The sequence below is a fragment of the Paenibacillus sp. FSL R10-2788 genome (genome assembly GCF_038003885.1).
GTDB lineage: Bacteria > Bacillota > Bacilli > Paenibacillales > Paenibacillaceae > Paenibacillus_AQ > Paenibacillus_AQ odorifer.
Genome location: NZ_JBBOQA010000001.1, coordinates 1,665,997 through 1,692,367 on the forward strand (window position 1 = coordinate 1,665,997; position 26,371 = coordinate 1,692,367).

General features: G+C 45.1%; 25 protein-coding genes. 19 read left to right on the top strand and 6 right to left on the bottom strand.

Translation table 11 applies throughout. The features are described 5' to 3' along the window. Positions 1 to 9: 9 nt before the first annotated feature. The 7 genes from aroE (at position 10) to NSQ50_RS07340 (ending at position 4,523) form a co-directional block, all read left to right on the top strand. A complete protein-coding gene (aroE, locus tag NSQ50_RS07310) occupies positions 10 to 882 on the top strand; it encodes a shikimate dehydrogenase (protein WP_076144511.1) in 873 nt (290 codons plus the stop codon). Between the two features lie 67 nt (positions 883 to 949). Next, the gene (gene yhbY / locus NSQ50_RS07315) at positions 950 to 1,243 is read left to right on the top strand and encodes a ribosome assembly RNA-binding protein YhbY (RefSeq protein WP_036675703.1); all 294 of its coding nucleotides are present in this window, start codon (positions 950 to 952) and stop codon (positions 1,241 to 1,243) included. Between the two features lie 36 nt (positions 1,244 to 1,279). Next, on the top strand, positions 1,280 to 1,882 hold the full coding sequence (locus NSQ50_RS07320) for a nicotinate-nucleotide adenylyltransferase (RefSeq protein ID WP_036675702.1): 603 nt from the start codon (positions 1,280 to 1,282) through the stop codon (positions 1,880 to 1,882). After that, positions 1,854 to 2,432 carry a bis(5'-nucleosyl)-tetraphosphatase (symmetrical) YqeK gene (gene yqeK / locus NSQ50_RS07325; RefSeq protein ID WP_076144513.1) on the top strand — a complete coding sequence of 193 codons (579 nt, stop codon included), beginning with the start codon at positions 1,854 to 1,856 and terminating at the stop codon, positions 2,430 to 2,432. The genes NSQ50_RS07320 and yqeK overlap by 29 nt, the downstream gene beginning before the upstream one ends. Further along, positions 2,429 to 2,776 carry a ribosome silencing factor gene (gene rsfS, locus NSQ50_RS07330; protein WP_036675699.1) on the top strand — a complete coding sequence of 116 codons (348 nt, stop codon included), beginning with the start codon at positions 2,429 to 2,431 and terminating at the stop codon, positions 2,774 to 2,776. Before yqeK ends, rsfS begins: the two co-directional genes overlap by 4 nt. Beyond that, positions 2,773 to 3,696 carry a CvfB family protein gene (locus NSQ50_RS07335; protein WP_076104716.1) on the top strand — a complete coding sequence of 308 codons (924 nt, stop codon included), beginning with the start codon at positions 2,773 to 2,775 and terminating at the stop codon, positions 3,694 to 3,696. Before rsfS ends, NSQ50_RS07335 begins: the two co-directional genes overlap by 4 nt. A gap of 56 nt (positions 3,697 to 3,752) precedes the next feature. Next, positions 3,753 to 4,523 carry a class I SAM-dependent DNA methyltransferase gene (locus tag NSQ50_RS07340; RefSeq protein WP_038569469.1) on the top strand — a complete coding sequence of 257 codons (771 nt, stop codon included), beginning with the start codon at positions 3,753 to 3,755 and terminating at the stop codon, positions 4,521 to 4,523. Positions 4,524 to 5,277: 754 nt separating this feature from the next. Here the strand turns inward: NSQ50_RS07340 and NSQ50_RS07345 are convergent. Continuing rightward, positions 5,278 to 5,436 (bottom strand): hypothetical protein, encoded by a 159-nt coding sequence (locus tag NSQ50_RS07345; RefSeq protein ID WP_036675694.1) that lies wholly within the window; start codon positions 5,434 to 5,436, stop codon positions 5,278 to 5,280. Between the two features lie 133 nt (positions 5,437 to 5,569). Next, a complete protein-coding gene (locus tag NSQ50_RS07350) occupies positions 5,570 to 6,526 on the bottom strand; it encodes an ArsR/SmtB family transcription factor (RefSeq protein WP_036675692.1) in 957 nt (318 codons plus the stop codon). Positions 6,527 to 6,901: 375 nt separating this feature from the next. Between NSQ50_RS07350 and NSQ50_RS07355 the strand changes: the two genes are divergently transcribed. From NSQ50_RS07355 to NSQ50_RS07375, 5 genes are read left to right on the top strand one after another with little or no spacing between them, the layout of a single operon-like run. Then, entirely contained in the window at positions 6,902 to 8,272 is a 1,371-nt protein-coding gene (locus tag NSQ50_RS07355; RefSeq protein ID WP_076225115.1) for an arabinan endo-1,5-alpha-L-arabinosidase, read from the top strand. Next, the gene (locus tag NSQ50_RS07360; RefSeq protein WP_051490865.1) at positions 8,269 to 9,744 is read left to right on the top strand and encodes an alpha-N-arabinofuranosidase; all 1,476 of its coding nucleotides are present in this window, start codon (positions 8,269 to 8,271) and stop codon (positions 9,742 to 9,744) included. The genes NSQ50_RS07355 and NSQ50_RS07360 overlap by 4 nt, the downstream gene beginning before the upstream one ends. 4 nt (positions 9,745 to 9,748) lie before the next feature. After that, the gene (locus tag NSQ50_RS07365) at positions 9,749 to 10,021 is read left to right on the top strand and encodes a DUF6171 family protein (protein WP_076106144.1); all 273 of its coding nucleotides are present in this window, start codon (positions 9,749 to 9,751) and stop codon (positions 10,019 to 10,021) included. A gap of 31 nt (positions 10,022 to 10,052) precedes the next feature. After that, complete coding sequence (locus tag NSQ50_RS07370; protein WP_076106163.1) at positions 10,053 to 11,330, top strand: glycoside hydrolase family 27 protein; 1,278 nt, start codon at positions 10,053 to 10,055, stop codon at positions 11,328 to 11,330. 12 nt (positions 11,331 to 11,342) lie between these two features. After that, positions 11,343 to 12,308: a glycoside hydrolase family 43 protein gene (locus tag NSQ50_RS07375; RefSeq protein WP_036675689.1), complete on the top strand. Its 966-nt coding sequence runs from the start codon at positions 11,343 to 11,345 to the stop codon at positions 12,306 to 12,308. Positions 12,309 to 12,388: 80 nt separating this feature from the next. On the opposite strand, the gene NSQ50_RS07380 is transcribed toward NSQ50_RS07375, so the two are convergent. Next, positions 12,389 to 12,892 (bottom strand): hypothetical protein, encoded by a 504-nt coding sequence (locus tag NSQ50_RS07380; RefSeq protein ID WP_143760571.1) that lies wholly within the window; start codon positions 12,890 to 12,892, stop codon positions 12,389 to 12,391. A gap of 260 nt (positions 12,893 to 13,152) precedes the next feature. Here NSQ50_RS07380 and NSQ50_RS07385 point away from each other — a divergent pair, with 260 nt between their 5' ends. Beyond that, a complete protein-coding gene (locus NSQ50_RS07385) occupies positions 13,153 to 15,828 on the top strand; it encodes a YhgE/Pip domain-containing protein (RefSeq protein WP_076225116.1) in 2,676 nt (891 codons plus the stop codon). Between the two features lie 82 nt (positions 15,829 to 15,910). Here NSQ50_RS07385 and NSQ50_RS07390 read toward each other — a convergent pair whose 3' ends face one another. Continuing rightward, positions 15,911 to 16,885 carry an aldo/keto reductase family protein gene (locus tag NSQ50_RS07390; protein WP_036675684.1) on the bottom strand — a complete coding sequence of 325 codons (975 nt, stop codon included), beginning with the start codon at positions 16,883 to 16,885 and terminating at the stop codon, positions 15,911 to 15,913. Positions 16,886 to 16,951: 66 nt separating this feature from the next. On the opposite strand from NSQ50_RS07390, the gene NSQ50_RS07395 reads away from it, so the two are divergent. Continuing rightward, complete coding sequence (locus tag NSQ50_RS07395; protein WP_051490864.1) at positions 16,952 to 17,659, top strand: SGNH/GDSL hydrolase family protein; 708 nt, start codon at positions 16,952 to 16,954, stop codon at positions 17,657 to 17,659. Between the two features lie 41 nt (positions 17,660 to 17,700). Here NSQ50_RS07395 and NSQ50_RS07400 read toward each other — a convergent pair whose 3' ends face one another. Then, positions 17,701 to 18,471 (bottom strand): DeoR/GlpR family DNA-binding transcription regulator, encoded by a 771-nt coding sequence (locus NSQ50_RS07400; RefSeq protein ID WP_076225117.1) that lies wholly within the window; start codon positions 18,469 to 18,471, stop codon positions 17,701 to 17,703. A 241-nt stretch (positions 18,472 to 18,712) separates the two neighbouring features. On the opposite strand from NSQ50_RS07400, the gene NSQ50_RS07405 reads away from it, so the two are divergent. Genes NSQ50_RS07405 through fucU form a run of 4 tightly spaced genes read left to right on the top strand, consistent with a single transcriptional unit; the run spans position 18,713 to position 23,065 of the window. Further along, positions 18,713 to 20,479 carry an L-fucose isomerase gene (locus NSQ50_RS07405; RefSeq protein ID WP_076225118.1) on the top strand — a complete coding sequence of 589 codons (1,767 nt, stop codon included), beginning with the start codon at positions 18,713 to 18,715 and terminating at the stop codon, positions 20,477 to 20,479. A 29-nt stretch (positions 20,480 to 20,508) separates the two neighbouring features. Then, positions 20,509 to 21,954 (top strand): rhamnulokinase, encoded by a 1,446-nt coding sequence (locus tag NSQ50_RS07410; RefSeq protein WP_076138305.1) that lies wholly within the window; start codon positions 20,509 to 20,511, stop codon positions 21,952 to 21,954. A 20-nt stretch (positions 21,955 to 21,974) separates the two neighbouring features. Continuing rightward, the gene (locus NSQ50_RS07415) at positions 21,975 to 22,625 is read left to right on the top strand and encodes a class II aldolase/adducin family protein (RefSeq protein ID WP_038569477.1); all 651 of its coding nucleotides are present in this window, start codon (positions 21,975 to 21,977) and stop codon (positions 22,623 to 22,625) included. Between the two features lie 11 nt (positions 22,626 to 22,636). Then, positions 22,637 to 23,065 (top strand): L-fucose mutarotase, encoded by a 429-nt coding sequence (gene fucU / locus NSQ50_RS07420; RefSeq protein ID WP_076138304.1) that lies wholly within the window; start codon positions 22,637 to 22,639, stop codon positions 23,063 to 23,065. A 75-nt stretch (positions 23,066 to 23,140) separates the two neighbouring features. Here the strand turns inward: fucU and NSQ50_RS07425 are convergent, their stop codons facing one another. Beyond that, on the bottom strand, positions 23,141 to 25,132 hold the full coding sequence (locus tag NSQ50_RS07425) for a beta-galactosidase (protein ID WP_076225119.1): 1,992 nt from the start codon (positions 25,130 to 25,132) through the stop codon (positions 23,141 to 23,143). Positions 25,133 to 25,396: 264 nt separating this feature from the next. Here NSQ50_RS07425 and NSQ50_RS07430 point away from each other — a divergent pair, with 264 nt between their 5' ends. Beyond that, a complete protein-coding gene (locus NSQ50_RS07430) occupies positions 25,397 to 26,368 on the top strand; it encodes an ABC transporter permease (protein ID WP_076106155.1) in 972 nt (323 codons plus the stop codon). Positions 26,369 to 26,371 lie beyond the last annotated feature (3 nt).

Here is a 26,371-nt window from a genome sequence, read left to right on the forward strand (position 1 = left end):
GATAATCTATTGTCTACAACTGCAGTCGAAGGCTACAATAGCGGTAATATTCTACTCGGTGTAATGGGAGATCCTATTATACAATCCAAATCTCCAATTATGCATGAAGCAGCGCTGCAAGCGCTGGGAATTCCGGGTGCTTATGTACCGCTTCACATCCGCCCGGAGAAGCTGGGCGATGCGGTGCAAGCGATCCGTACGCTTGGTTTCCGTGGAGTGAATGTGACGATTCCGCATAAGGTTGCGGTGATGCAATATTTGGATGTATTAGATGAGAGTGCAGTAGCCGTTGGTGCAGTCAATACGATTGTTAATGATAACGGAGTGCTCACCGGATATAATACGGATGGGATCGGTTATGTGCGTTCGCTCAAAGCGGAAGCTATTTCTGATTTGTCTGGTGTGAAGATTATGGTTATCGGGGCCGGTGGAGCAGCAAGAGGAATTGTTGCCGCACTACTTCAGGAGAAGCCTTCTTCAATCATTATTGCTAATCGCAGTGTTGATAAGGCAGAGGACTTGGCGACACAGTGCCGGAGCAAAGGGAATGTCATCGGGGTTAGCATGAACGAAGTAGCAGAAATGCTAAGTAGTGTAGACGTGCTGATCAATACTACCTCCGTAGGTATGTATCCTCATATGGATGAGACACCGATAGATCCTGGACTGCTTCGTGAAGGAATGGTCGTAAGCGATCTGATTTATAATCCGCTGCGTACGCGGCTATTGTTGGAAGGACTCGAACGGGGCTGTACGATTCATGGAGGCCTTGGTATGTTTGTCTATCAGGGAGCTTATGCACTGGAGTATTGGACAGGGCAGCCTGCACCTACGGAAATCATGCGGCAGACCATTCTCGATTGTTTGGGTGGAAATGAGTAAGAAATGGATTCATCAAGTTAGGGTAATAATAGGTAATAATATATGTTAATTAAGGAGTTATTCATTTATGTTAACTGGTAAACAAACACGGTATCTTCGTTCATTGGCGCACCATCTCGATCCTATTTTTCAAGTGGGCAAAGGTGGAGTAAATGATCACCTCGTACGCCATATTGAAGAAGCTATTGAGAAGCGCGAGCTTATGAAGATTAGTATACTGAGCAATAATATTGAGAATCCCAAGGAAATCGGTGCTGCTCTGGCTGAACAATCGGGTTCTGAGCTTGTGCAAGTGATCGGTAAGACTGTCGTTCTGTACAAAGAATCACGTGATAACAAAACCATTGAGCTGCCGCGTTAATAGCTGTAAGTATACCTTACCGAGGAGGTCGTCCTCTTGAAAGTTGGAATTATGGGAGGTACCTTTGATCCTCTTCATATCGGTCATATGATGGCAGCGGAAGCCGCAAGAGATACTTATGGTCTGCAAGAGGTATGGTTTATGCCTTCACATATCCCGCCTCATAAACATGAGGCAGGTGTATCTGGAGAAGACCGGCTAGCAATGGTGCAGGAAGCGGTGAAGAATCACGAAGCTTTTTGCACATTAGATTGGGAAGTTGTCAGAGGTGGCGTCTCCTATACCTATGAGACCATAAGACGTCTGCAAGAGGAGTATCCGCATTTCGATCTTTATTTCATCATTGGAGCGGATATGGTCCAGTATTTGCCGAAATGGAACGAGATTGAAGAACTGGTGCAGCGGCTTACATTTATTGGTGTGGGTCGTCCGGGAACACCTCTTGATCTAGATGCATTGCCAGACTTTATAGCAAAAAAGGTATTGCTTGCAGATATGCCACTGGTTGATATTTCGTCAACGATGTTAAGAGAACGGGCGGCAGCAGGTAAATCTATTCGTTATATGGTTCCAGAGGCAGTGTTCGATTATGTTCAAAGGAGTGGATTGTATGGCATACGGCCGCGAAGCGCTGATTGAGGCGGTCTCCACACAGATGCCTGATAAGCGCTGGAAGCATACACTCGGCGTGATGGAGACATCTATTCAACTGGCGAAGCAATATGGTGCTGACCCTGAACGTGCAGAGACAGCAGCGATTCTGCATGATGTGGCCAAGTATTGGCCGGTTGAGCGAATGAAGGAGATCATTGAACAAAATCATTTGAATTTGGATCTTCTGGTGTATGACAAGCAGATGTGGCATTCGGAAGTAGGCGCCTTTGTAGCTGAGAAAGACTATGGGATTACGGATCCTGATATTATCAATGCGATTCGTTTCCATACCTCAGGCCGTGAAGACATGAGTTTACTTGAAAAAATCGTCTGCCTAGCTGACTACATCGAGCCTGGGCGTGATTTTCCCGGGGTTGATAAGATACGCGAGAAGGCACAAGTAAGTTTGGAAGAAGGATTAGTCGCTGGGTTCGATTCTACGATTAGTTTGTTACTGGAGAAACGCCGGGTGATTTTCCCCTTAACGGTACTGGCGCGTAATGATTTAGTTAGAATATTGGAGGATAAAATATGAGTGTACAACCAAGCAAGCTGTTAGAACTGGCCCTTAAGGCTGTTGAAGATAAAAAAGCAATGAACGTCGTGGCACTAGATCTACGTAATGTTTCACCAATCAGTGATTACTTTATCGTATGTCACGGTAACTCGGATATTCAGGTACAGGCGATCGCTACCGAAGTCCGTAAAGTAGTTCATGAAGCAGGCGGAGTCATCAAAGGGATTGAAGGCATGGATTCAGCACGCTGGGTGCTGATGGATCTTGGCGATGTTATCGTTCATATATTCCACCGCGATGAGCGTGAATATTACAATATCGAGCGTCTGTGGTCCGATGCCAAGGTTGTGGAGACTGTATGAGCCTGATTGCAGGAACTACGGTTAGACTTCATGTAGAGCGGGAAGTTTCCCCATACGGATTCTTTTTAAATGCTGGAGACCAAGATGTTATGCTGCATTATACGGAGCTGACAGAGAAGGTAAAAGCAGGCGATAAAGTTGAAGTTTTCATTTTCTTTGATACCGAGGACCGTCTTGCGGCAACGATGAAAAAACCATTTCTGACGCTGGGCGAGATGGCGTTATTGGAAGTGGCTGATATTCATCCGCGTCTGGGCTGCTTTTTGGAAATGGGCCTTGGACGCCAGCTGCTGCTGCCTATTCGTGAGCTTCCAGAACTTCCAGAGCTGCGTCCGCAGGTTGGAGACTATGTGTTTGCGATCATGGAGCATGATAAACAGGGGCGTCTGCGTGCCAAGCTGGCCGGAGAACAGGAGCTTGCTCCACTAGCTCTGCCTGCACCTGAATCTTGGATGGGACAGACTGTAACAGCCCGAGTGTATAAGCCGCTGCAAATGGGTACTTTTGTACTTGTGGATGCGGGTGTTCTAGGCTTTGGGATTATCGGTATGGTCCATTCATCTGAGCGGAGCCGTCTGCTGCGTCTTGGTGAGCAGTTTGAAGCACGTGTCTCTCATATCCGTGAGGATGGACGTGTTAACCTTTCTATGGGTCTCCGTAAAGAAGTGGGGATGGATGTAGATTCTGCCGCACTTTTGGAGTTCTTAAATGCTCGTCCAGGTGGAGCGATGCCTTATTCGGATGCTACGCCGCCAGATATTATCAAACAACGGTTCGGAATCAGTAAATCCGCCTTCAAGCGTGCACTTGGGAAGCTGATGAAGGAAGGCCATATTACTCAAAAAGAGAATTGGACTTATCTTGTTGCTAAGGATAATGAAGAAGGAACAACCGAAGGGCAAGAAGAAACGACGGATTAAGCTTACGATTCAATAGACGTAATTTATAAAATGTTGTTATAGAAAGCGGTGTAATTGTGTCTTCCTATGGGAAATTTGCTTATGTATACGATGAGCTTATGGCAGATATGCCGTATCCAGATTGGATATCCTTTGCTGAAGCCGCATGGAGTAAATACGGCAAGCCGTTAACTGTAGCCGAGCTTGGCTGTGGTACAGGGAGTATTACAATTCCTTTGGCGGGTTCAGGATATCATATGACCGGAATCGATTTATCTTCTGACATGCTCTCAGTGGCACAGCGCAAAATGGAGGAGCATCCCCAGGGACGGCGCTTTTTGCGTGAAGGCAGTGTTCGTTGGATTAGACAAAACATGAAGGAATGGGAGCTTCCGGAGCTGGTGGATTCTGTGATTTCCTTTTGTGATTGTCTGAATTATGTGTTGGAAGAGGATGACATCAGCGCTGTTTTTGCCAGTACCTATGCAGGGTTAAAGCAAGGCGGAACCTTTCTGTTCGATGTGCATCATCCAAACACACTAATTCGTTATGAAGAAGAACAGCCCTTTATTCTGGACGAGCCATCTGTGTCTTATATTTGGACTTGTGAGATGGATGTTCCACGCCGCGAAATTGAACATCATCTGTCCATTTTTGCCCGTGAAGACGGACACAGCGATCGCTATCGCCGATTCGAAGAGACCCATATTCAGCGTGCCTACGATCCTAACTGGATGAAGGAAGAGCTGCTTAAGGCTGGGTTTAGTGATGTGAAGATCTATGCCGATTTCGAGTGGGTAGAGGCAGAAGATGATGCTGAACGATTATTTTATGTAGCTATAAAATAAATATTCAAAATGCTAAGAGGGGCTGTCCCATAAGCTATGAAAATAGCTGCTGGGACAGCCCCTTTTTTGACCTTAGCTGATTGCTGGGGGAAGCGAGTGGAATGCTGCTGTTGGAAGCACCTAGGTTGACGCTGCCGGAAACAAGTGTGTTTCCGCTATCGAATGCTCATGCATTACCGCTGGCGTGAGCGTGTGGGTTCTCGCTCTCGAAAGCTCATATATTGCCGCTTTGCGGAAGCGTGTAGGTTCTCGCTCTCGAATGCTCATGCATCGCCCTTTACGGATGCGTGTAGGTTTTCACTATCCAACAACATGCATGCACAACTACCATCAGATATCCGTATTAGTACTAGCTATCGGACCCAGCGGACCTTATACGCAGCATTTTCCAATATTTTGGGTGCTATCGGACTCCAGTGCAGCTATTGGCTTGAAAAACGTCCAATATTGGTCATTTTCCAATGGATAGCGTCACTGGAGTCCGAAAACATGCTCCAAGGGCTAAAAATATGCAAATAACGTCATCTGGGTCCGTGAGCCACGTGAGATACGTAAGCCACGTGAGATACACGTGAGATGATGGAGATAAGGTTGGAGCAACCAGCCAGCGACCCAAACATAAACAGCGATTCTCCGATATCAGGAGAATCGCTGTTTTTATGACTTCATTCGTTGGAGCAGCTTGTAATTGCGCCAACTTAATAAATACAAAATAAACCGGGCAGTGTTCATACCACCCGGCATCTTCCAATCCTTACCGATGCTCAAACAGATCAATGGCACCCAATACGACATGAGCCAGACCAAATCCAAGTACGCCTGTTGCTGCCATCTTATACTTGCTTCCAAGAAAAGCGGCGCTAGAAGCGGTTACGACGGTTCCAAGAACAGCGGGAATTAGACCTTCACGCATTCGAAACACTCCTTCTCGGTGGTTTGGGAGACAAAGTTATTATGGTTCAATATCGAAAAAATATACGAAGCTCAAAAAGACCCTAAATCAGCGTTAGCTGAATTTAGGGTCTTTTTATTTAGATTAGGGTTGGTTACTCTGCTATTATAACAGCGTTACGAGGGAGGCCCTCTCCAACTTCATGTACATCATACAACACACGTGCCAGTAGGTCCTGGCTATAATTGCCGAAATGTTTTCCGTAAATCGTGAGTCCACGTTTGTTTGTAGGCTTGTCGGTTACTGCGATACGGAATGTGAGTTCACTTTTGTAATCCAATTGAATATCATCAAGGGTCACATCAGAAATCCGACAGCCATCAATGAAGCTGCCTTCATTATTGATACGGATCAGCTTCAGCATGCCGTATTGGTTTAGGTGCGGAGGCCACCAATCGGGGTTAAACGTTCCCCGGGTATCTCCGAAATCGCCAGGGCTAGTCCAGAATCCGATTTCAATTCCATTTAAATAGAAATAAAGGTCGGACGGATAGTTATCGTTAGACCCAGGAGCTTCAGAGCCGATCTCCATCGAGAACTGAATTTCGCGGAACGTTTGGTTGGCTTTAAGGTAGTTTGGAATTCTATATTCGAGGAACCCTTCAGCCATCCAAATAATTTCGGATTCAATTCGCTGCGGATCTGCAAAATAACGCGGCTCGTCGAAATCCCCGATGATGCTATCTTTGGTAGCCAATCCACAAGTTGGAACAGCCTGATAGTTGCTGTAATGACCTACTTGAATTTCTACTTCGTAAAGATTATCAACATCCTTGCTGCGAAGGTCAACAATAAGCTTGTCCTTATTTAAATAGCAGACCTTTTGAATACCGTGTTTGCCCACTGATGTGTTTATCTCAATGAGACCGCTTTCTTCTAACTTTTTAATATGCATGGTAATGGCGCCGTTGCTGAGGTTCAGTTTTTTGGCAATTTCATTCAGGTTCAAGGCTTGATTGGTGGCAAGGAGCTCTAAAATGAGGATTCTGATTTCTGAGCTTAGTGCCTTGAAAATTTCTAATCCACTCATTAAATCTTTAATATAGATCATTTTATCAATACCTTCTTCCGATTACGTCATAAATTATACTATTTTATAAAATTATAAACTAATAAGGCATATAAATAAAGTATACTTCCTTATTTTGTAGAATGGTCAAATATAAGAGGGATTTTTGGCATGATTTTCTTTTAATTTAGTAAAATTTAAACAAACAAAGGATTAAACTAAAGAAAAAGACGATTATTTCGCCATAATTCATTTATTTCGAGTTTAATTTCATATAAATATGAAAAGGTTTATAGAAATATATTTACAAGGCTTTTTATATATGTTATTTTATATTGTAAGCGAATACATATTTTTCATTTTAAATTTAATATTTATTGCTGCTCAATCTGTTGCTATTTCTGAGGTGATAATTTAATGGTAAAAAAAACAACAGATCTTGTCTTTCCAAGTTCCCCAGGGAACATGCCAATGTATGATATATCAGTGATTGATATTGAGTCTTTATGGACGCTTCACAACACACATGATCCAGGCATTATTAAAACAGATGAGGGTTACTATGTTTTTTCTACCGACATAAGAGTCGGAGGAGAATTACGACCAGGCGTAATGGTTCGAAAATCACAGGATCTTATCCATTGGGAATGGGTTCATTATGCGCTGCCGGGAATTCCCCGAGTTGCGAAGGAATGGGCAGGGGCTACTAATTTATGGGCACCCGATGTGGTGAAATACGGTGATCAGTATCGAATGTATTACTCGGCCTCATCTTTTGGAAGTAGACAATCGCTAATCGGACTTCAAACTTCATCTTCTATTGAGGGACCTTGGACAGATGAAGGTGTGGTGATTCAGACGCGTGCTGAAGATTCACTGAATGCGATTGATGCAAATGTGCTTACGGATGCAGATGGACGGATGTGGATGGTGTATGGTTCTTTTTTTGGTGGAATTCATATCATTGAGCTGAATGCGGAAACGGGCAAACCGAAGCAAGAAGGTTTTGGTACGCTGATCGCTAAACGGGATAACACCATTAAAGATGGAGCAGTTGAAGGACCGTACATAGTGTATAACGAGCAATTCAAAAAATACTATTTGTTCGTCTCCTATGACTCCCTGTTCGAAGATTATAACGTTCGTGTCGCTCGTGCAGATACTATTACCGGCCCATATGTGGATTATAACGGACGAGATATGACTGATAGTGCGCATCAACCCCGATATGAGGTCGGCAATAAAATATTGGGTGGCTATCGATTTGGACAAGATCCAGGTTGGATTGCTCCCGGCCATAACTCAGTTCTTCATGAGGATGGCAGCTATTATATAGTTCATCATGCACGTGGTGAAATCGATAAACATTGGTCCTATTTACAGGTTCGTCGAATTCTGTGGACAGAGGATGGTTGGCCTGTTGTATCTCCAGAACGGTATGCGGGTGAAGTGGAACAGGATATTCCAGAACAGCTAATCGCAGGACAGTGGGAATGGATTGTAATGGACCCCTCAGTGGATGGCCAGATTCAGTCTGCCCTCATAAGTCTATCCTCTGACTTTAAGCTGGAAGGTGCGAATGGAAAGGGAAGCTGGTCTTTTGATGGACGCAGAGTCCTGACCTTGGTCTGGAATGACGTTATCGAGGGTAAAGGCCGGATAGAGAAGGTGCAATTGCTTCCGTCATGGGATTGGGAGAAAGAAACTCAGACCCTTGTATTTACTGGATTAAATGAAAATGGAATTTCCATCTGGGGTAAGCAAAAGAATGGAGAAGAGAATAGATGACTACTATCAAGCTACATGCAGGTAAAGGAATTAATAAGATTAGCAAGTATCTATATGGTCATTTTGCCGAGCATTTGGGCAGATGTATCTATGATGGGATCTATGTGGGGGAAGATTCGCCGATTCCGAACACCAAGGGCTTTCGCAACGACATCCTAGCAGCACTCAAAAAAGTTAATATTCCTGTCCTTCGTTGGCCGGGGGGCTGTTTTGCCGATGAGTATCATTGGAAGGATGGCGTCGGTCCAAAAGAAACCCGTAAGCGGATGGTGAATACGCACTGGGGCGGTGTCGTCGAGAATAATCATTTTGGGACGCATGAATTTTTTGAATTATGTGAGTTGCTGGATTGTGAACCATATATCTGCGGGAATGTTGGCAGTGGCACTGTTCAGGAGATGTCGGAGTGGGTTGAATATATGACCTTTGAAGGCGAATCACCGATGGCGGACTGGCGTCGTGAAAATGGGCGTGAAGAGCCGTGGAAGTTGAAGTATTTTGGTGTAGGTAATGAGAACTGGGGCTGCGGCGGCAATATGCGTCCAGAATATTATGCAGATTTGTACAGACGTTACCAGACATATGTGCGTAATTATGGTGAAAATCAGATCTATAGAATCGCTGGTGGCGCCAACGTTGATGATTATAATTGGACAGAAGTGCTAATGCGCGAAGCTGGACGGTTTATGGATGGTCTCAGTCTTCATTCGTATACGATTCCTGGAAGCTGGGAAGAGAAACGTTACGCTTTAGGTTTTGACGAAGCCGAATGGTTTGAGACTATGCAAAAAACCTTGCATATGGATGAACTGATTACCAAACATTCAGCGGTAATGGATAAATATGATCCGGATAAGCGGGTTGGAATGATTATAGATGAGTGGGGAACCTGGTTCTTAAGTGAACCTGGTACGAATCCAGGGTTCCTGTATCAGCAGAATACACTCAGGGATGCATTGGTAGCAGGGGTAACGCTGAATATTTTCCAAAAGCATAGCAGTCGTGTGCAAATGGCGAATTTGGCTCAAGTGGTCAATGTACTGCAGGCTCTTATCCTGACGGAGGGCGACAAGATGATTCTAACGCCTACCTATCATGTATTTGAAATGTACAAAGAGCATCAGGATAATGAACTGCTTGAAGTAACTGTTGAGAGCCCTGATTATACGTTTGGGGATCTAACAATTCCACAGATTAGCGTTTCTGCTTCTCGCGATACGAATGGCAAAGTATATGTTTCTCTCTGTAACTTGAGCCATAATGACAGCGCATCGCTAAGTATTGGTATTGAAGAGGTTACCTTTAGCAAAGTGACAGGTCAGATCTTAACGCATTCCGTGCTGGGTGCGCACAATACGTTTGAGGCACCGGATACAGTTACTCCAGTAGCTTTTGAGGGTGCATCTTTATCGGGTGAAAAGCTGAGCTGCGAGCTTCCACCTGCTTCTGTAGTAGTCTTGACTCTGGAATAATATCATGTCAGAGAATCAAGAAAAAAACCGTCGCTGCAAAAGCTGTGATGAGAACATGAGAATAAGCCCAGAAAAACTGGAGCGTTTAATAGAAATAGCCACTAGAGAAAGACCCTTAGCGCCGGAGGAGCAATATTTGCAGCGTATTGAACATTGCCGAGATTGCTCTGGCCTGCAATTTGGTAGCACTTGCCGTTATTGTGGCTGCCTCGTAGAGGTGAGAACAAGACTACAGGACTCTACTTGCCCTTATCCCTCGGCACCTCGCTGGGAGTGAATGCTAAGTTTTTGAAAAGGACGTGAAAATCATCAAACAAAATTTGTTAGCTGCTACGCCCCCGATGGGCTGGAATAGTTGGGACTGTTACGGAGCCAGTGTAAATGAAGAAGAAGTAAGAGGCAACGCAGAATATATGGCTACCCATTTGAAGGACTTTGGTTGGGAATATGTAGTTGTGGATATTCAGTGGTATGAGCCTGGAGCGAATTCTTCGCAGTATCGCAACTTTGTACCGCTGGTTATGGATGAGTACTCCAGACTTCAACCTGCTGAGAACCGGTTTCCTTCCGCAGCGGGAGGCAAAGGGTTTGCGCCACTCGCTGAATATGTACATGGATTGGGTTTGAAATTCGGCATACACATTATGCGCGGAATCCCGCGTCAGGCTGCTCATGCGGCCAGTGCTATTCTAGGATCTGAGCAAACCGCACGCGATGTGGCTCACCCAAATTCTATTTGTCCATGGAATACGGACATGTATGGAGTAGATGCTTCAAAAGAAGGCAGTCAGGCGTATTATGACTCGCTGTTCCAGTTGTATGCCAGTTGGGGCGTGGATTATGTGAAAGTGGATGATATTGCCGCTTCTCGCATTTATGGATACCACAAAGAAGAAGTTGCTATGATCCGTAAGGCTATTGACCGCAGTGGTCGCGAGATGGTGCTCAGTCTTTCGCCTGGACCTGCTCCAGTGGAAGAGGCTGAACACTTAGCCGGACACGCTAACCTTTGGAGAATGACCGATGATTACTGGGATCATTGGCATCTGCTGCGCGGGATGTTTGAGCGCTGTGAGAAATGGGCTCCTTATGTTCAGCCGGGCCATTGGCCTGATTGTGACATGCTGCCGTTAGGTCATCTGGGCATTCGTTCTGTAGATGGCGGGGGAGACCGGTTCACGCGGTTTACTCATGACGAGCAGGTCACCATGATGACACTGTGGAGTATTTTTCGCTCCCCGTTAATGTTTGGAGGAGAACTTCGGGACAATGATGATTGGACATTATCTTTATTGACCAATAAGGAAGTGCTTCATCTGCATCGTTATGGTAAGGGCGGCAGACAGGTAGCGCTAAATGAGGAGCATGCGATCTGGACATCTGAGGATGAACAAGGTAACCATTATGTAGCTTTGTTTAATCTTAGCGATGAAACATTAACGCTTCAGGTATCATTCGAGCAGCTTAATGTTTCAATTCCTAGTACTATACGTGATCTATGGCAGAGCCGCGATTTGGAAGTAGTTAACGAAGGTATTTCTCAAACTCTTCCACAGCATGGTTCTGTATTGTTAAAGTTTAAATAGAGGAGAGAGATTATGAATACGAGTGTAGAATATAAAAATCCATTGGTGGAGCAGCGTGCTGATCCATGGGTATATAAACATACAGATGGTTATTACTACTTTATTGCTTCTGTCCCAGAATACGACCGGATCGAAGTGCGGAGAGCAACAACAATCGAGGGATTGGCTGCTGCAGAACCGGCTGTAGCTTGGCGTAAATATGAGACGGGTCCGCTTAGTGCAAACATTTGGGCACCAGAGCTCCATTATATTGACGGGAAATGGTACATTTATTTCGCAGCGGCGCGTACTACGGAGACGAAGGATGGATTATTCGATCACCGTATGTTTGCTCTTGAGAATGAATCTGCCAATCCGTTAGAAGGAACATGGGTAGAAAAAGGCCAGGTGAAAACCGCTTGGGAATCCTTCGCTTTGGATGCAACCACCTTCCAGCACAAAGGAAAATTGTATTATGTATGGGCACAGAAGGACCTGAATATTGAGGGGAATTCTAATCTGTATATTTCTGAAATGAGTAATCCATGGACGCTAACGGGTCCTCAGACGATGATTGCTACTCCTGAATATGACTGGGAAATTATTGGGTACAAGGTAAACGAAGGAGCTGCAGTGCTTAAACGTAACGGCCGTATCTTTATCAGCTTCTCGGCTAGCGCTACGGATTTCAATTACTGCATGGGACTTTTGGTTGCGGATGAAGACAGCGATCTGCTGGACGCCGCTTCATGGACCAAACTGCCGGAACCGGTATTCCAGACCCACGAAGAGAATGGACAATATGGTCCAGGTCATAACAGTTTTACTGTAAATGAAAATGGGGAAGATGTACTCATCTACCACTGCCGCAATTATAAAGAAATTACTGGCGATCCGCTGTATGATCCGAACCGTCATACTCGTGCTCAAGTCTTCCATTGGAATGAAGATGGTACGCCGAATTTTGGGGTTCCCGTTAAGGATGCTGCTAAACAATAATTCGTTGAGTATATAAAAAAGAGGGTTACTCATAAGCCATGTAGATGGCTGCTGAGTAACCCTCTTTCTTATGTTGCACCTTAAGGTATATATTGTTGAACGATCGAAGTAATTACGCCGTCCTGAATAGTGATGTGATACGGGAACTGGCTCAAGTCGATGACATCCGTATTATTAAATTGATCCATAAATTGCTGTAAGGTGATGGACTCATTCCAGTTGATATCCAAGTCTTCCATGTTGCCAGTGTGATCAAAAATTTGCAACGTCACTGTGGCGTTATCCGCTATCGGATAAGTTGTTAGAGTATCAACATCATTTACAATATAATAACTGTCTGGAGCTCCGCCGATTTCTGCTGCAGCTTCTGGATCTCTTTCAGCAAAGATTCGATCGGCATCAGCACCCTGATACCAGTTTATTTCATCGGTCGTACCGGAGAGCTTGCCATGGTCGGATTCAATAGTATGAAAGTAAACTGTTTGATGCTGGGTCTTGTCACTATCTTGCGCATCTACCCGTGTTCCAACGGTACTTGCAGAAGTAATGAGGGAAAGAAACAACAGAACAACAACCGGTAACACATACGCTGACTTTTTCTTAAACATTATTAATCTCCCCCTTGAGATATGTAAGACGTTGTATAAAACTTATTACCCGCTCCGTTTTTTCTTAAACGGGTTATATATTACTCTTTACGTGAAATGAGCAGTTTTTGTTGCATTTTTTTAAAAGTTTTTTTAAAAAGCAATGAGAAGTCACGAGTTCCCTAAAATGAATAGTAAAAGCTTATCTCCTCGGGCATATTAAAATATCAAAACATGCAGATTAGGGGGAGCAGCGAATGGGCGGAATACTACGGATTTATAGGAACGATTGGCGTAACTTATTCAGAGTTCCTGTGGCCGTATTGCTGGTTGCCGCTTTGGTGGTATTGCCCTCCGTGTATGATTGGGTGAACGTTGCGTCAGTATGGGATCCTTATAGCAATACTTCTGGCATTAAAATTGCTGTTACCAGCTTAGATGAAGGTACTAAGGTGCAGGAGAAGGATTTTAATATCGGGAATGAGGTCATGGAAAGTCTTCGGAGCAATAAAAACCTGGGCTGGACCTTTGTAGATGCAGAGACTGCACATAATGGTGTCAAACGCGGAGACTACTATGCCAGTATTGTTATCCCTGCTAATTTCTCCAAACGAATGACTGGAATTCTTGATGGAACGATTGTGAAACCAGAAATCGAATATACCGTCAATGAGAAAATAAATGCGATTGCTCCTAAAATCACGGACAAGGGCGCCACTTCAATCACCACACAGATCAGTGAGAATTTCACGGAAACGATTAGTGAGACGGTATTTACTGTTTTAAGTCAAATCGATAAGGAATTTCAATCTGAATTGCCCATTATACGCAAGGTAGAAAAAGGATTGTTCAAATTAGAGGCGAGCCTGCCAGAAATTGAAACCGCAGGTAAACGTGTATTGAAAATTCAGGAAAATTGGCCGCAGATTCATGCTTCAGCAGAGCGTATTTCCACATTGGAGAATAAGCTGCCAGAGGTGGAAAAAGCGGGTGAGGCTTTAGAGAAAATTGCTGAGCATTGGCCGCAAATCGCGAGTACCTTAGATCATTTAGGGGGGCTACAGGACAAGCTGCCCAAGATTGAAGAAGCGGCACAGCTAATCGTTCAACTTGATAACCATTATGGTGAAGTTGAACAGGTCATGGCTCAGGCCTCGCAAGGTCTTACGGAAGCGCATAAGATCGTTAATGCTGCCTTAACAGCGCTGCCTGAGGCAGAAAAGATTGCCACTGCCGGAAATGATTTTGTTCTGGAACTTCAACAATTTTTGGAGAAGAGCAGTGCTGCATTTGAAGCTGTTCCAGCAGCTATAAAACAGAATCTTAATCTCCTACAGCAAACGGAGAACTCAGTGGTCAAGCTTGCTGAACAGTTAAAGGGAGAGGATAACGAGCCGCAAGCTGTACGTGAGCAGCTGGAGTTACTCTCAGCACAGTTGGCTGCAGGAAGCAGCGTGATTGAACACACACTTTCTATGTTAAATGCATTGAACACATTTTCACCTGAAACAGTGTCTATTGCTGATCTTGCAGCATTGAAAGGTGTAGACAGTGTTTTGAACAGTCAGAAGTCCTTGGTAAATGCTATGGCGGCTGACGTTCAGAATAAGGATAACGCTGATTCCAGTGCAATTAACCAATTGTTCCTAAAGTCTGGTCTTGGGAAGCTGGCAATTGCGAAGCTTATCTCAGGGTATGATTCGTCGACTATCCCTGCCATAAAAAATACACTGGAGCAAATAACTTCGGCGGCAGATGTCACAGCCTCCGCATTGCAGCAGGTGCCAGATCGCATACCCGCGCTGGGTACCCTACTGGAAGAGACGATGTCGGCGATTGAGTTCGGGCAGACAAGCTTAGCTGGTCTGCAGCAGGATTTGCCAGCTATACGCGAAGCGGTCCACACAGCAGCCAGTGGGGTTGCCGATCAGACCCAGGGCTTTGGTGCTTTCATCCGAGATACGCTTCCGCTATTGGAGAGCAGCTTACCTACTGCAGGGGAAAAGATACAGCAAGCTGCGAATTTCGTGCGTCAGGATCTGCCTACTGTAGAAGAGCGGGTTCATCAGGTCTCGGAGTTGATTCGTACAGGACTCCCCCGTGCAGATAAAGGAGTGGCGCTTGCCGCAGATTTGGTGAGAAATGATCTTCCAGTACTGGAAGACTCGATTCGAAAAGCCGCTTCCACGATCCGCCAAATTAAAGAAGAGATTGATCTGGGGGAAATTGCGCAACTGCTCGGAGGAGATATTAAGAGCAAAAGTGATTTTTTGGCCAATCCGGTAGTGTTAAAAGAGAATAAGTTATATCCTATTCCGAATTACGGCTCAGCAATGACTCCTTTTTATGTCGTACTTTCCTTATGGGTCGGAGGCACACTGCTTGTCTCTCTTCTCCGCACAGGTGTGGATACGGGGGGGCTAACGTACAAAAGATATCAATTGTATTTTGGCCGCCTGCTGACCTTCCTTACGGTGGGAGTTCTTCAGGGGCTGGTGGCTGTCCTTGGCAACATTTTTATTCTGCACTGTTATGTGGTGAATAAGGTGTGGTTTGTACTTTTTGGAGTGTTAATCAGCATCGTGTTCGTAACCATTGTATTTACGCTTGTCGCTGTATTTGGCAACCTGGGAAAAGGGATAGCGATCGTATTCATGGTGCTTCAATTCTCTAGCTCCGGCGGTACATTTCCGATTAGTACGACTGGGCGTTTTTTTCAAATATTAAATCCGTATATGCCGTTTACCTATGCAATTAGTCTGATGCGGGAGTCGGTTGGGGGAATTCTGCCGGAAGTGGCGATTCGTGATGTGATTTATCTGATTATCTTCGGTGTGCTGGCACTCTTGCTGGCATTACTCCTCAAGAAACCACTGGAGCCTTTTATCCATAAGGCTTCTGAACAAGCCGAAGAGTCTAAATTGATTTCTTAAAGAAAAAGAGGATGTGCCTAAGCCATGGTGATGGCTTTTGGCACAACCTCTTTTGTGTACTATATGGCAAGTGTGCAATAGGTTATCTTGCAGGAGCAAAATCAGCTACTGGCTTAAGAATCTCCTCGATCTGCTGTAAAGTATCAGCGGAGAGTACCGCATCTACAGCTTTGGCGTTTTCTGCAACTTGTTCTGGCTTACTGGCACCAATTAATGCTGAACTTACACCAGGCTGGCGCAGGATCCAAGCCAATGCCAATTGCGACAGCTTCAGGTCTAAACTGTGAGCGAGTTCAACCAGCTGTCCAACCACAGACAACACATCATCACGGAGGTAGCTGGAGATTACACCATTAACTGAATTATCCGCAGCACGGGTTCCTGCTGGAGGTTGTTGTCCCGGTTTATATTTGCCAGTCAGAATTCCTTGCGCCAGTGGAGAGAAGACCACTTGGCCCAACCCCTCACGCTGGGATACTTCAAGGACCTCGTCTTCAATATAACGTTCGAACATATTATAGATGGGTTGATTGGAGATCAGTGGACGCAGATTCAGTCTGCGGCTGATACCAGCAGCATTAGAGATTTGGGCTGCGCTCCATTCGCTAACAGCGGAGTAGAGAATCTTGCCTTGAGCTGTGAGATCATCCAGTGCGCGTAGAGTCTCCTCTACAGGGGTCTCTGTATCGAAGCGATGACAATAATATACATCAATATAATCAGTGCCTAAGCGGCGGAGGCTGGCCTCGCATTGCTCCATAATGTGCTTGCGGGACAAGCCACGGTTATTAACATCGTCTCCCATGGGGAAAAAGACCTTTGTGCTTAGCACATAAGATGATCTTTCATAGGAACGTAGAGCAGCACCCATCGCTTTTTCGCCTTCGCCACGGTTATATGCATTAGCCGTATCAAAGAAATTGATACCGCATTCAAAAGCTTTGCTTATACAAGCATCGGCTGCCTTTTGCTCTGCTGCGGTTCCATATGTAAGCCAACTGCCTAGTCCGATCTCACTGATTTTGAGCCCTGAATTGCCTAGTCTTCTATATTTCATTTTTCTCTTTCCTCCTTGTATTCTATATGATAACTTTACTTGTATTATAGGAGACATTCAAGTTGAATGATTAATATACTAGTAATCAAGGAGATGAAAGATTCAATGACTAATCCAGCTACTAAAAAATCAAAAGTGATCTTATTTCAGGGTGACTCCATTACGGATGGGAATCGAGGTCGTGATGAAGACCCGAATCATATTCTTGGACATAGCTATGCGTATATCATCGGAGGCAAGCTAGGGAATGAGCGGGCAGAAGAAAATCTGGTATTCTATAACCGCGGAGTGAGTGGAGATCGAATCTCCGATTTATATGCACGCTGGAATGAAGATGCAATTAGCTTGCAGCCTGACATCATTAGTATATTGATTGGGGTAAACGATATTTGGAGAATGATGAAAGGGGAACCAAGTGGAGTTACGGACCGTTTTGAACGCGCTTACCGTCACGTACTTGAAGAAACACGTGAAGTTCTGCCACATACGAAGCTGGTTTTATGTGAGCCTTTTATTTTAAATACCGGAGCTCCAGCTGAACAGTGGACAGAATGGGAAGCGAAGATTACACATTATCAGGGAGTGGTTAAGCAGCTGTCTGAGCAATTTGATACAGTTTATGTACCTCTACAGGATGCTTTCAACGCAGCTGCAGAGAGAGCAGAGGCAGCCTATTGGCTGTGGGACGGCGTTCACCCGACGACTGCCGGGCATGATCTGATTGCTGGGGAATGGCTGAAGGTCGTTTTGGAAAGTGGTCTTTTAAACAATTAAGTTATAAAGTCATTATCTCTCTTTATCTATGCACCTACTGATCACTCAGCGGGCGCATAGATAAGAGATACATGGTAATTATTTAAGAAATCGATCCATTCCTCAGAAGGCTTCTGATCTGTAACGATATAATCCACTCTATCAAAGCTGAACAACTTAATGAACGCGGTCCGGTCAAATTTGGAGTGATCTACGAGCAGAACCACTTTATTCGCCTGCTGCTGCATAAGCACCTTCAGTTCGCTTTCTTCTTCATTTGAATCACTTAGACCGCCTGTCATGGACAATGCTTTACAGCTGAATATGGCTACATCCACATTATATTTTCGAATTGTCTGTGAAGCGGTATTTCCAACAAAGGAGCTGGTCTCGGGGCCTAAAATTCCACCTGTGGAAATCAGCTTTTGACCGGAGTGTTGAAATTCAGATAATACCACTAGAGAGTTCGTAATAATTGTCAAATTGTTTTTCTCCTCAATAATTCTACGCAAGGCTTCAAACACCGTTGAGCTCGTATCCGTCACCAAGCTGTCTCCATCATTGATTAATTGCAGTACATTATCGGCTATGATTCGCTTCGCTTCAATATTGACCTGATGCCTGCTGGTATAGGAAGGATCTTCATTGGTATGGGCGTTGAGAATGGCTCCACCATAATTTTTTTTGGCAAGACCTTCTTTGTCCAGTTTATCTAGATCCCGCCGAATGGTCTCTTCCGAGACGTTGAATTTTTGCGCTAGCTCTGCGACATGGACCTTCTTCTGTCTGTAAAGCTCATTAATAATTAGATCCCGTCGTTCAAATGCTTTCATTCGTTCACTCACCTTTATATATAAATCGTCTGCTTTCTAGTGTACTACATTGTTGTTTAAATCTAAAAATAATTACATATTCACATAAAACCACAATATATAATAATTATATCACATAAAACCACACTTTTGTTTAGGTAATATGTTGTTTTGTGTTGACTAAAGCGCTTGCAGATTTTATGATGAAGGTGAAATAGATCTATTAACGATGACTCTAAGATGATCTTGAGGAGGAACGGCATTGATAGAAAACTATCCGAAAATTGGTATCCGCCCAACCATTGATGGCAGAAGAAGAGGCGTTCGTGAATCACTGGAAGAGCAAACGATGGGCATGGCTCAGCGGGTGGCTAAGTTTATTGAAGCGAATTTAAGGTATCCAAATGGGAGTCCTGTAGAGTGCATCATCGCCGATTCTACGATCGGTGGTGTTAAAGAAGCTGCTGCGGCGGCTCAGAAATTCTCCGGGGCTAACGTAGGGGTGTCGATCACCGTGACGCCTTGCTGGTGTTATGGCTCAGAGACAATGGATATGGATTCATCCATTCCGCATGCCGTGTGGGGATTTAACGGAACGGAACGGCCGGGTGCTGTGTATCTAGCTGCTGTTCTCTCTGCGTATGCTCAAAAGGGAATTCCTGCGTTTGGTATCTATGGTGAAGATGTTCAAGAGTCTAGCAGTGAAGAGATTCCAGTGGATGTGCAGTCTAAATTGCTACAGTTTGCTAGAGCAGGCTTAGCAGTTGCTCAAATGAAGGGGAAATCATATTTATCTATGGGTTCTGTTTCGATGGGGATTGCGGGTTCCATTGTGAATGAACAATTTTTCCAAGAGTATCTGGGCATGCGCAATGAATATATAGATATGTCTGAATATGTCCGGCGCTTTGAAGAAGAGATTTATGATAAAGAGGAATTTAAGCGGGCGCTTGCCTGGACTAAAGAAAACTGCCAAGTTGGCGCTGATAATAATCCGCAGCATCTGCAAATCAGTGCAGAAGAGAAAGAGAAGCAGTGGGAGACTTGTGTGAAAATGACATTGATCGCCCGCGACCTGATGATCGGCAATCCGGTTCTCGCTGAGCTTGGTTTTGAGGAGGAAGCTAACGGCCACAATGCAATTGTTGGCGGTTTCCAAGGCCAGAGACAATGGACGGACCATTTCCCTAACGGCGATTTCATGGAGACGATGTTGAATTCTTCTTTTGACTGGAACGGCAAACGGGCACCTTATCTCGTAGCGACAGAGAATGACAGCCTGAATGGGGTAACGATGCTGTTCAATTATTTGCTTACGAATACAGCACAAATTTTTGCTGATGTCCGAACCTTCTGGAGTCCCGATGCCGTTAAGCGAGTGACGGGTCATCAATTGGAGGGAGAAGCAGCTCACGGAATACTGCATCTGATCAACTCTGGTTCGGCAGCGCTTGATGGCACAGGTGAGCAGAGGATAGAGGGTAAGCCTGCAATCAAACCGTTTTGGGAGATTTCAGACGAAGAGGCTGAGGCTTGTCTAAGCAATACACAATTCCGGCCAGCTTCTCAAGAATATTTCCGAGGAGGCGGCTTCTCTACCGATTATTTAACCCAAGGCGGAATGCCGGTTACTATGGCTCGTTTGAACCTGGTGAAGGGGCTTGGACCTGTTCTTCAGCTTGTTGAAGGTCACACCGTAGAGCTGCCTGAAGAGGTTCATCATACTTTGGATCAGAGAACAGATCCGACATGGCCGACGACCTGGTTCGCTCCTAAGCTAACTAACAGTGGTTCATTCCAATCGGTATATGATGTCATGAATAATTGGGGCGCCAATCATGGGGCGATCAGTTATGGCCATATCGGGGCGGATCTGATTACGCTGGCGTCGATTTTACGTATTCCAGTAAGTATGCATAACGTTGAGGAATCACGTATTTTCAGGCCACGGGTGTGGTCGTTATTTGGGACGGAGAATCTGGAAGGAGCAGATTACAGAGCCTGTCAGAATTTCGGACCGCTATATTAAAATCTTCTTGTGGAGCAGGTGTGCTTGAAATGGGTGATACGATTAAGCTTCTGGCTATGGATCTTGGCGCCAGTTCCGGAAGAGTGATGTTGGGATTGTATGACGGTAACACCCTTCGCATGGAAGAAATTCATCGGTTTGCTAATACGCCGGTGTATGTTGGCGGGCATTTGTATTGGGATGTTTTGAAGCTCTTCCACGAAATGAAAAAAGGAATCCAGAGAGCTTATAGGGCGCATGGAAAATTGAGGTCTCTAAGCGTGGATACTTGGGGAGTCGATTACGGTTTTATTGATAAAAGAGGGATGTTGCTCTATTCCTCCCATCATTATAGGGATAGGAGAATGGGAAGCCATCGTCTAGGGTTGGAGGCGCTGCTTCCACCAAGGGAGCAATTTAGCATTACAGGTATTCAACCGAGCTTGATTAATACGGTTTATCAGCTGTTTGCTGATTTTCAGGATAATGATTCTCTGCTAGAGGTCGCAGATACTATTTTAATGATGCCAGACCTGTTCCACTATTTATTCTCTGGTATCGCGGCAGCAGAAAGCACGATTTGGAGTACAAGTGGCTTAATGGATGCTGTATCTGGTGAAGTCTCCACTGAAGTATTCAGCAGGCTTAATATTCCGGTTGGTCTAGTGCCACAACGGGTTCAAGCGGGAACGGTTATTGGTTCTATCCTTCCGGTAATTCAAGAGGAGCTTAGCGTAGGTTCAATGGAGGTAATTGCGGGTGCTTCTCATGATACGGCTTCAGCAGTAGCGTCTATTCCTTATTCTCTAAAGGATGATGCAGCATTTATTAGCTGTGGTACATGGTCGTTAGTGGGCATGGAGACGCCTAAAGCTGTCATTACAGAGAAAAGCTATGAATACGGATTCACAAATGAGCAGTGTTACGGCCAATCTAATCGTTTGCTCAAAAATATAACGGGACTATGGATTTTGCAGGAGCTGCAAAGGAATTGGGCCGAAGCGGGAAAATACGTCAGCCAAGGCCAAATGGTTGAGCTAGCCGAAACTATAAATCATGCCCCAGCAATTATTGATCCGAATGATGAACTGTTTAGTACACCCGGCGTGATGACCCAGCGGATTAGAGAATATTGCGAACGAACAGGCCAGCAAGCCCCTTATACGAAAGCTGAGATTATACGCGTCATACTTGAGAGCTTAGCAGAGTCCTATCGCCATACGATTGACGAAATGGAAGAGATCACCGGCAAAAAAATCAATATCATTCATATGGTCGGTGGTGGGATTCAGAATGAATTGCTCTGTCAGCTTACCGCTAATATTACGGGGAGAAAAGTTGTAGCAGGGCCTGTGGAAGCCAGTGCAATTGGCAATATAATTATTCAACTGGCTGCCCTAGGGGAACTGGAAATCTGCGAGGGCAAGCAGGTAGTGGAAAGATCTTTTGCCTTTAAGACATATCAGCCTTCTTTGGTGAAGGTTTGTGAAAAATAGGATACGAGGAGAGAAACCCTATGGATACCTTGGAACAAAAATTACGTTTGCAGATTTGTGATATCGGGAGAAACCTGTTTAATAAAGATTTTATCGCGGCTAATGATGGGAATATTTCTGCTCGCTTATCAGAGAATGTAATTCTGACTACCCCCAGAGCGGTGAGTAAGGGATATTTAGAGCCTCACATGCTTGTAAAAGTGAATCTGCAAGGTGAAGTCCTTGAAGCAGCTGAAGGCTACAGACCCTCAACGGAAGCGAAAATGCATCTAAGAATTTATAATGAGCTGCCAGAGATGAAGGGTGTGGTCCATGCACATCCCCCGTATGCTACTGCATTTGCCATAAAAGGTGAGGCGCTCGACAAGATGATGATGCCAGAGTCGGTGATTATGATCGGAGATATTCCGTTGGCGGAATATGGAACACCATCGACGGAAGAAATTCCAGATTCACTGATGCCTTTCTTGGGCAAAAAAACTGCGGTCCTGCTCGAGAATCATGGAGCCCTTACATGGGGAGAAGATGTTATGGAAGCGTATCTGAACATGGAGCGGCTTGAGTATACCGCCAAGCTCACCTTCATTACCCGGATGATTGGCGGGGAGAGAGAATTGCCGCAGCATCGGATTGATGAGCTGGTAGCGTTGCGATCATTTTATGGGAAGTAAAGAGGTGCCTTATGTTAAAAGGAATTCCTAAGCTGCTCTCTCCGGAGCTGGTACGCATTCTGATGGAAATGGGTCATGGGGATGAGCTTGTATTGGCTGATGCGAATTATCCCGGACATTCGTTGAATCCGAGGGTACTGAGATATGATGGCATCGGTATTCCCGAACTGCTGGATGCCATCTTAGAGTTGTTACCTCTGGATCATTACGCAGAGCAACAGGTGGCTTTTATGGCAGTAGTTGCAGGAGATCCAACTGTGCCGGTTATCTGGTCCACATATGAGACAATCATCGCCAAACATGATGCTGAAGCCACGATTAAACATGAGGAACGTTTTGATTTCTATAACCGTTCTAAGCAAAGTTATGCAGTTATAGTTACTGGTGAAGAAGCGTTGTATGGGAACGTTATTCTTAAAAAAGGCGTTATTAAAAGTTAAAATAACGGAAACGAAGCCGCTAACCGCTTGGGTGACCAAGGAGTTAGCGGCTTTTTATGCTGCAAGGATAAGTATTTATAACCGGATTACTCTGTACTCATATGCACCAAGGGAGAGGGGGCCGCAGGCCACGGATTTGCCTGAGAGAACATCATGTCCGTCCCGCGGGAGTGTGAGACTTCCCCCGTGTCCATCCATATTTACAATGGTCCACACTTCGGCACCTTGGTCATTGCTTCTAGGGCAGACAAGGGTTCCCTTAGTGACATCACTGCGTACGGTAACACCAGTACGTTCTGCATAATGATCAATAAGTTTACATAACATTAGGTCACCTTCTTCACCGGCAGGCATTGAACCCAGCATAACAATAGTACCTTGTCCGTAAGGCTGCTCCGTCAGGAAGGACAAACCCGGTGTCACCCCCTCCGTAATCATTCCGAGACTGGAAGCGGACTCTGAAACGGGTTCAAAAACAGAACTCCACATGGACAAGGGAGCAGATACCCCAAAAGCGTGTCCAATCGTGCCTGTTAATTCCAGCGGATAGATAAACTTAGTTTTGACTCCTGCTAATCGCTCCAATTCCCCAAGTCCGGCATTCCTATGAAGGGTATGCTCCTTCGTTCGTCCTCCGGTAAGAGGACCGACAATCCAAATCCCGCCAGCTGCTGTGAAGGCCAGCGCACTTTCCACATACTCGGGGGACAAATAATGTACGAATGGAGTGAATAACAGCTTGTATCCGGTTAAGTCACCGCCTTCGGGCAGCAGATCCCGGTGAATACCCATATGTAGAATTCTTTTGTAGAAATCGCCCAGCAGACTACGATAATTTAGCTTTCGATGAGGTTCAGTTGCGAGATAAGCTTTGGTTCTGTCCGAATAGGTAATCGCAACATCTGCCCGAAGGGGCCGGGTGGAGAGCATAATTTGTTCAATTTCTTGCCGTGCTTGATTGGCCTCCAGCACATTATCGTACCCTAGAGCGGGTTCTCCCCAGGCACTAAGGATCGAGCTATGTGTTTGTTCACTTCCGGAAGTATGCTGGCGCCAGAGCCAATAGCAAAATGCACCTGCACCCAGCGCATAGGCGGCAACCGCTTCTGCCTTCAGATATCCGTTCGGATGTGGCACACCAAAACTTACTAGAGATGCGGCAAACGAGGGTCCTGTCTCCATTATCCAGAAATCTTTTCCCGGCTTGAAATTTCGCCATAGATCACAGTTAAGCAGATAAGCATGCATATTTCCCTGTGAGGCATAAGTGTCGTAGGCGGCAAAGTCGAGATTCTGAAATAGCCGCTCATTATCTAGATGAAAAGCGACACTGCTGTTGTGGGTAATTGGTGCAGAGGAGTGGCGGCGGATAATATCAGCCTGCTCATCGGCGAATTCAGCGATTTTTTCCATTGAAAATAAGCGGTACATCGTCCGCAGAGATGAATTGTGGAGGAAAGGTGCGGGTCCTGGCTGTGGCACCTGATCAAAACGTTGATAAGTTTGGCTCCAGACGGCTGTTCCCCATGCCTCATTCAACTTTTCAATGGAGCTGTAGCGCTGCTGCAACCAGATATGCCATAAGCCTTTACAGGTCTCACACATGCACTCCGCCACATGCGCTTTGAATTCGTTATCGAGCTGCCAGGCGGTTAACCCCGGAAGTGCTCCGGTCTCCTTGGCAATATGCTCCGTAATGATGGCAGCCCGCTCACGAAAATAAGGATTGTTCGTACAGATATGCTGCCGTGCTCCATGTCCCATTACCGTTCCGCTCTCATCCACATAACAGCGCTCAGGATGTCCATGGGTAAGCCAAATGGGGGGTGTAGGTGTCGGCGTACACATTACTGTGTCAATTCCGTTTCTATGTAACCTTTCGATATATTTCACGACGGGACGGATATCAATCTTATCTTCTTCTGGCTCCAAGGCAGACCAAATGAATTCTCCGATTCGTACGATATTAATCCCCGTTTCTTTCATTAGAAGGATGTCCTGCTCAAGCACCTCTTCACTCCATAGCTCGGGATACCAAGCAGCACCATAGTATAACTTGTTCTTCAATTCAGCTCCCCCTTTAAGGCAAACATTTGCTGGAAATCATCACTTGGAATCATAGGTTGTTAGGGTCTTGCGGGCAATAGTAAACTTTTGCGCGGTTTGGACTTTTTAGATAAAATGGGATTTTTAGCTTATATAGAGCGTTCAAAAAAGTCCGATTGCTGGAAAAAATCACTAGCAGCATAATAGGAGTCGCAGTAAGGGTGATTGCAGTAATCCATGGCTACAGTAATCGCGAGATGTACATGACAAATGGAGGTGAACAGGATGAAGCACGTAACAGTTCCGGGAACTGCAGAACAACAGCTAAAACCGCAGACCTATCGAAATATCCGGGTAAGAAGATGGAAACGTTTTAAACGTGATAAATGGTTATATATTCTGCTGCTCCCTGGAGTCCTTTATTTTCTTGTTTTCAAATATGTTCCGATGTGGGGCGTGCTGTTGGCTTTTAAGAATTACCAGCCGTTTCTTGGTTTTCAGAAAAGTGAATGGGTAGGTTTTGAGCATTTTCGTGTTTTTTTCCAGAATCCCGATTTCTTTATGCTGCTGCGCAATACGTTATTGTTATCGTTTTATAATTTGATTTTCTTTTTTCCGGCGCCGATTATTCTGGCACTGCTTCTAAACGAAATACGGCTTTCCTTCTATAAAAAGACGATACAAACGATGATTTATGTTCCGCACTTTATATCCATGGTCATTGTGGCCAGTATGAGCTATGTATTTCTAACTACGGAAGGCGGGACTGTAAATGAGTTTTTGTATACGTTTACAGGCAGGAAAATAGACTTTCTAGCTAATCCCGACTGGTTCCGTCCATTGATTATTCTCCAGACGATCTGGAAGGAGTGCGGTTGGGGGACAATTATATTCCTGGCAGCGCTGGCCGGTGTAGATGTGGAGCAATATGAGGCTGCGGTAGTAGACGGTGCGAACAGGTGGCGGCAGATTTGGCATATTACATTGCCTGCTATTCGCAGTACAATCGTTATTTTACTTATTCTTCGGATGGGAACGATTTTGGATAACGGTTTTGAACAAATTTATTTAATGATGAATGCTCTTAATCGTGAAGTAGGGGAGGTGTTCGATACCTATGTATACGCACTGGGAATCACCCAGGGAGCTTTTAGCTACAGTACAGCTGTTGGATTATTCAAATCAATAATCGGTGTGACGCTTGTGCTCGGGACGAATTGGATCGCCAAAAAATTTGGTGAATCCGGACTTTATTGAGAA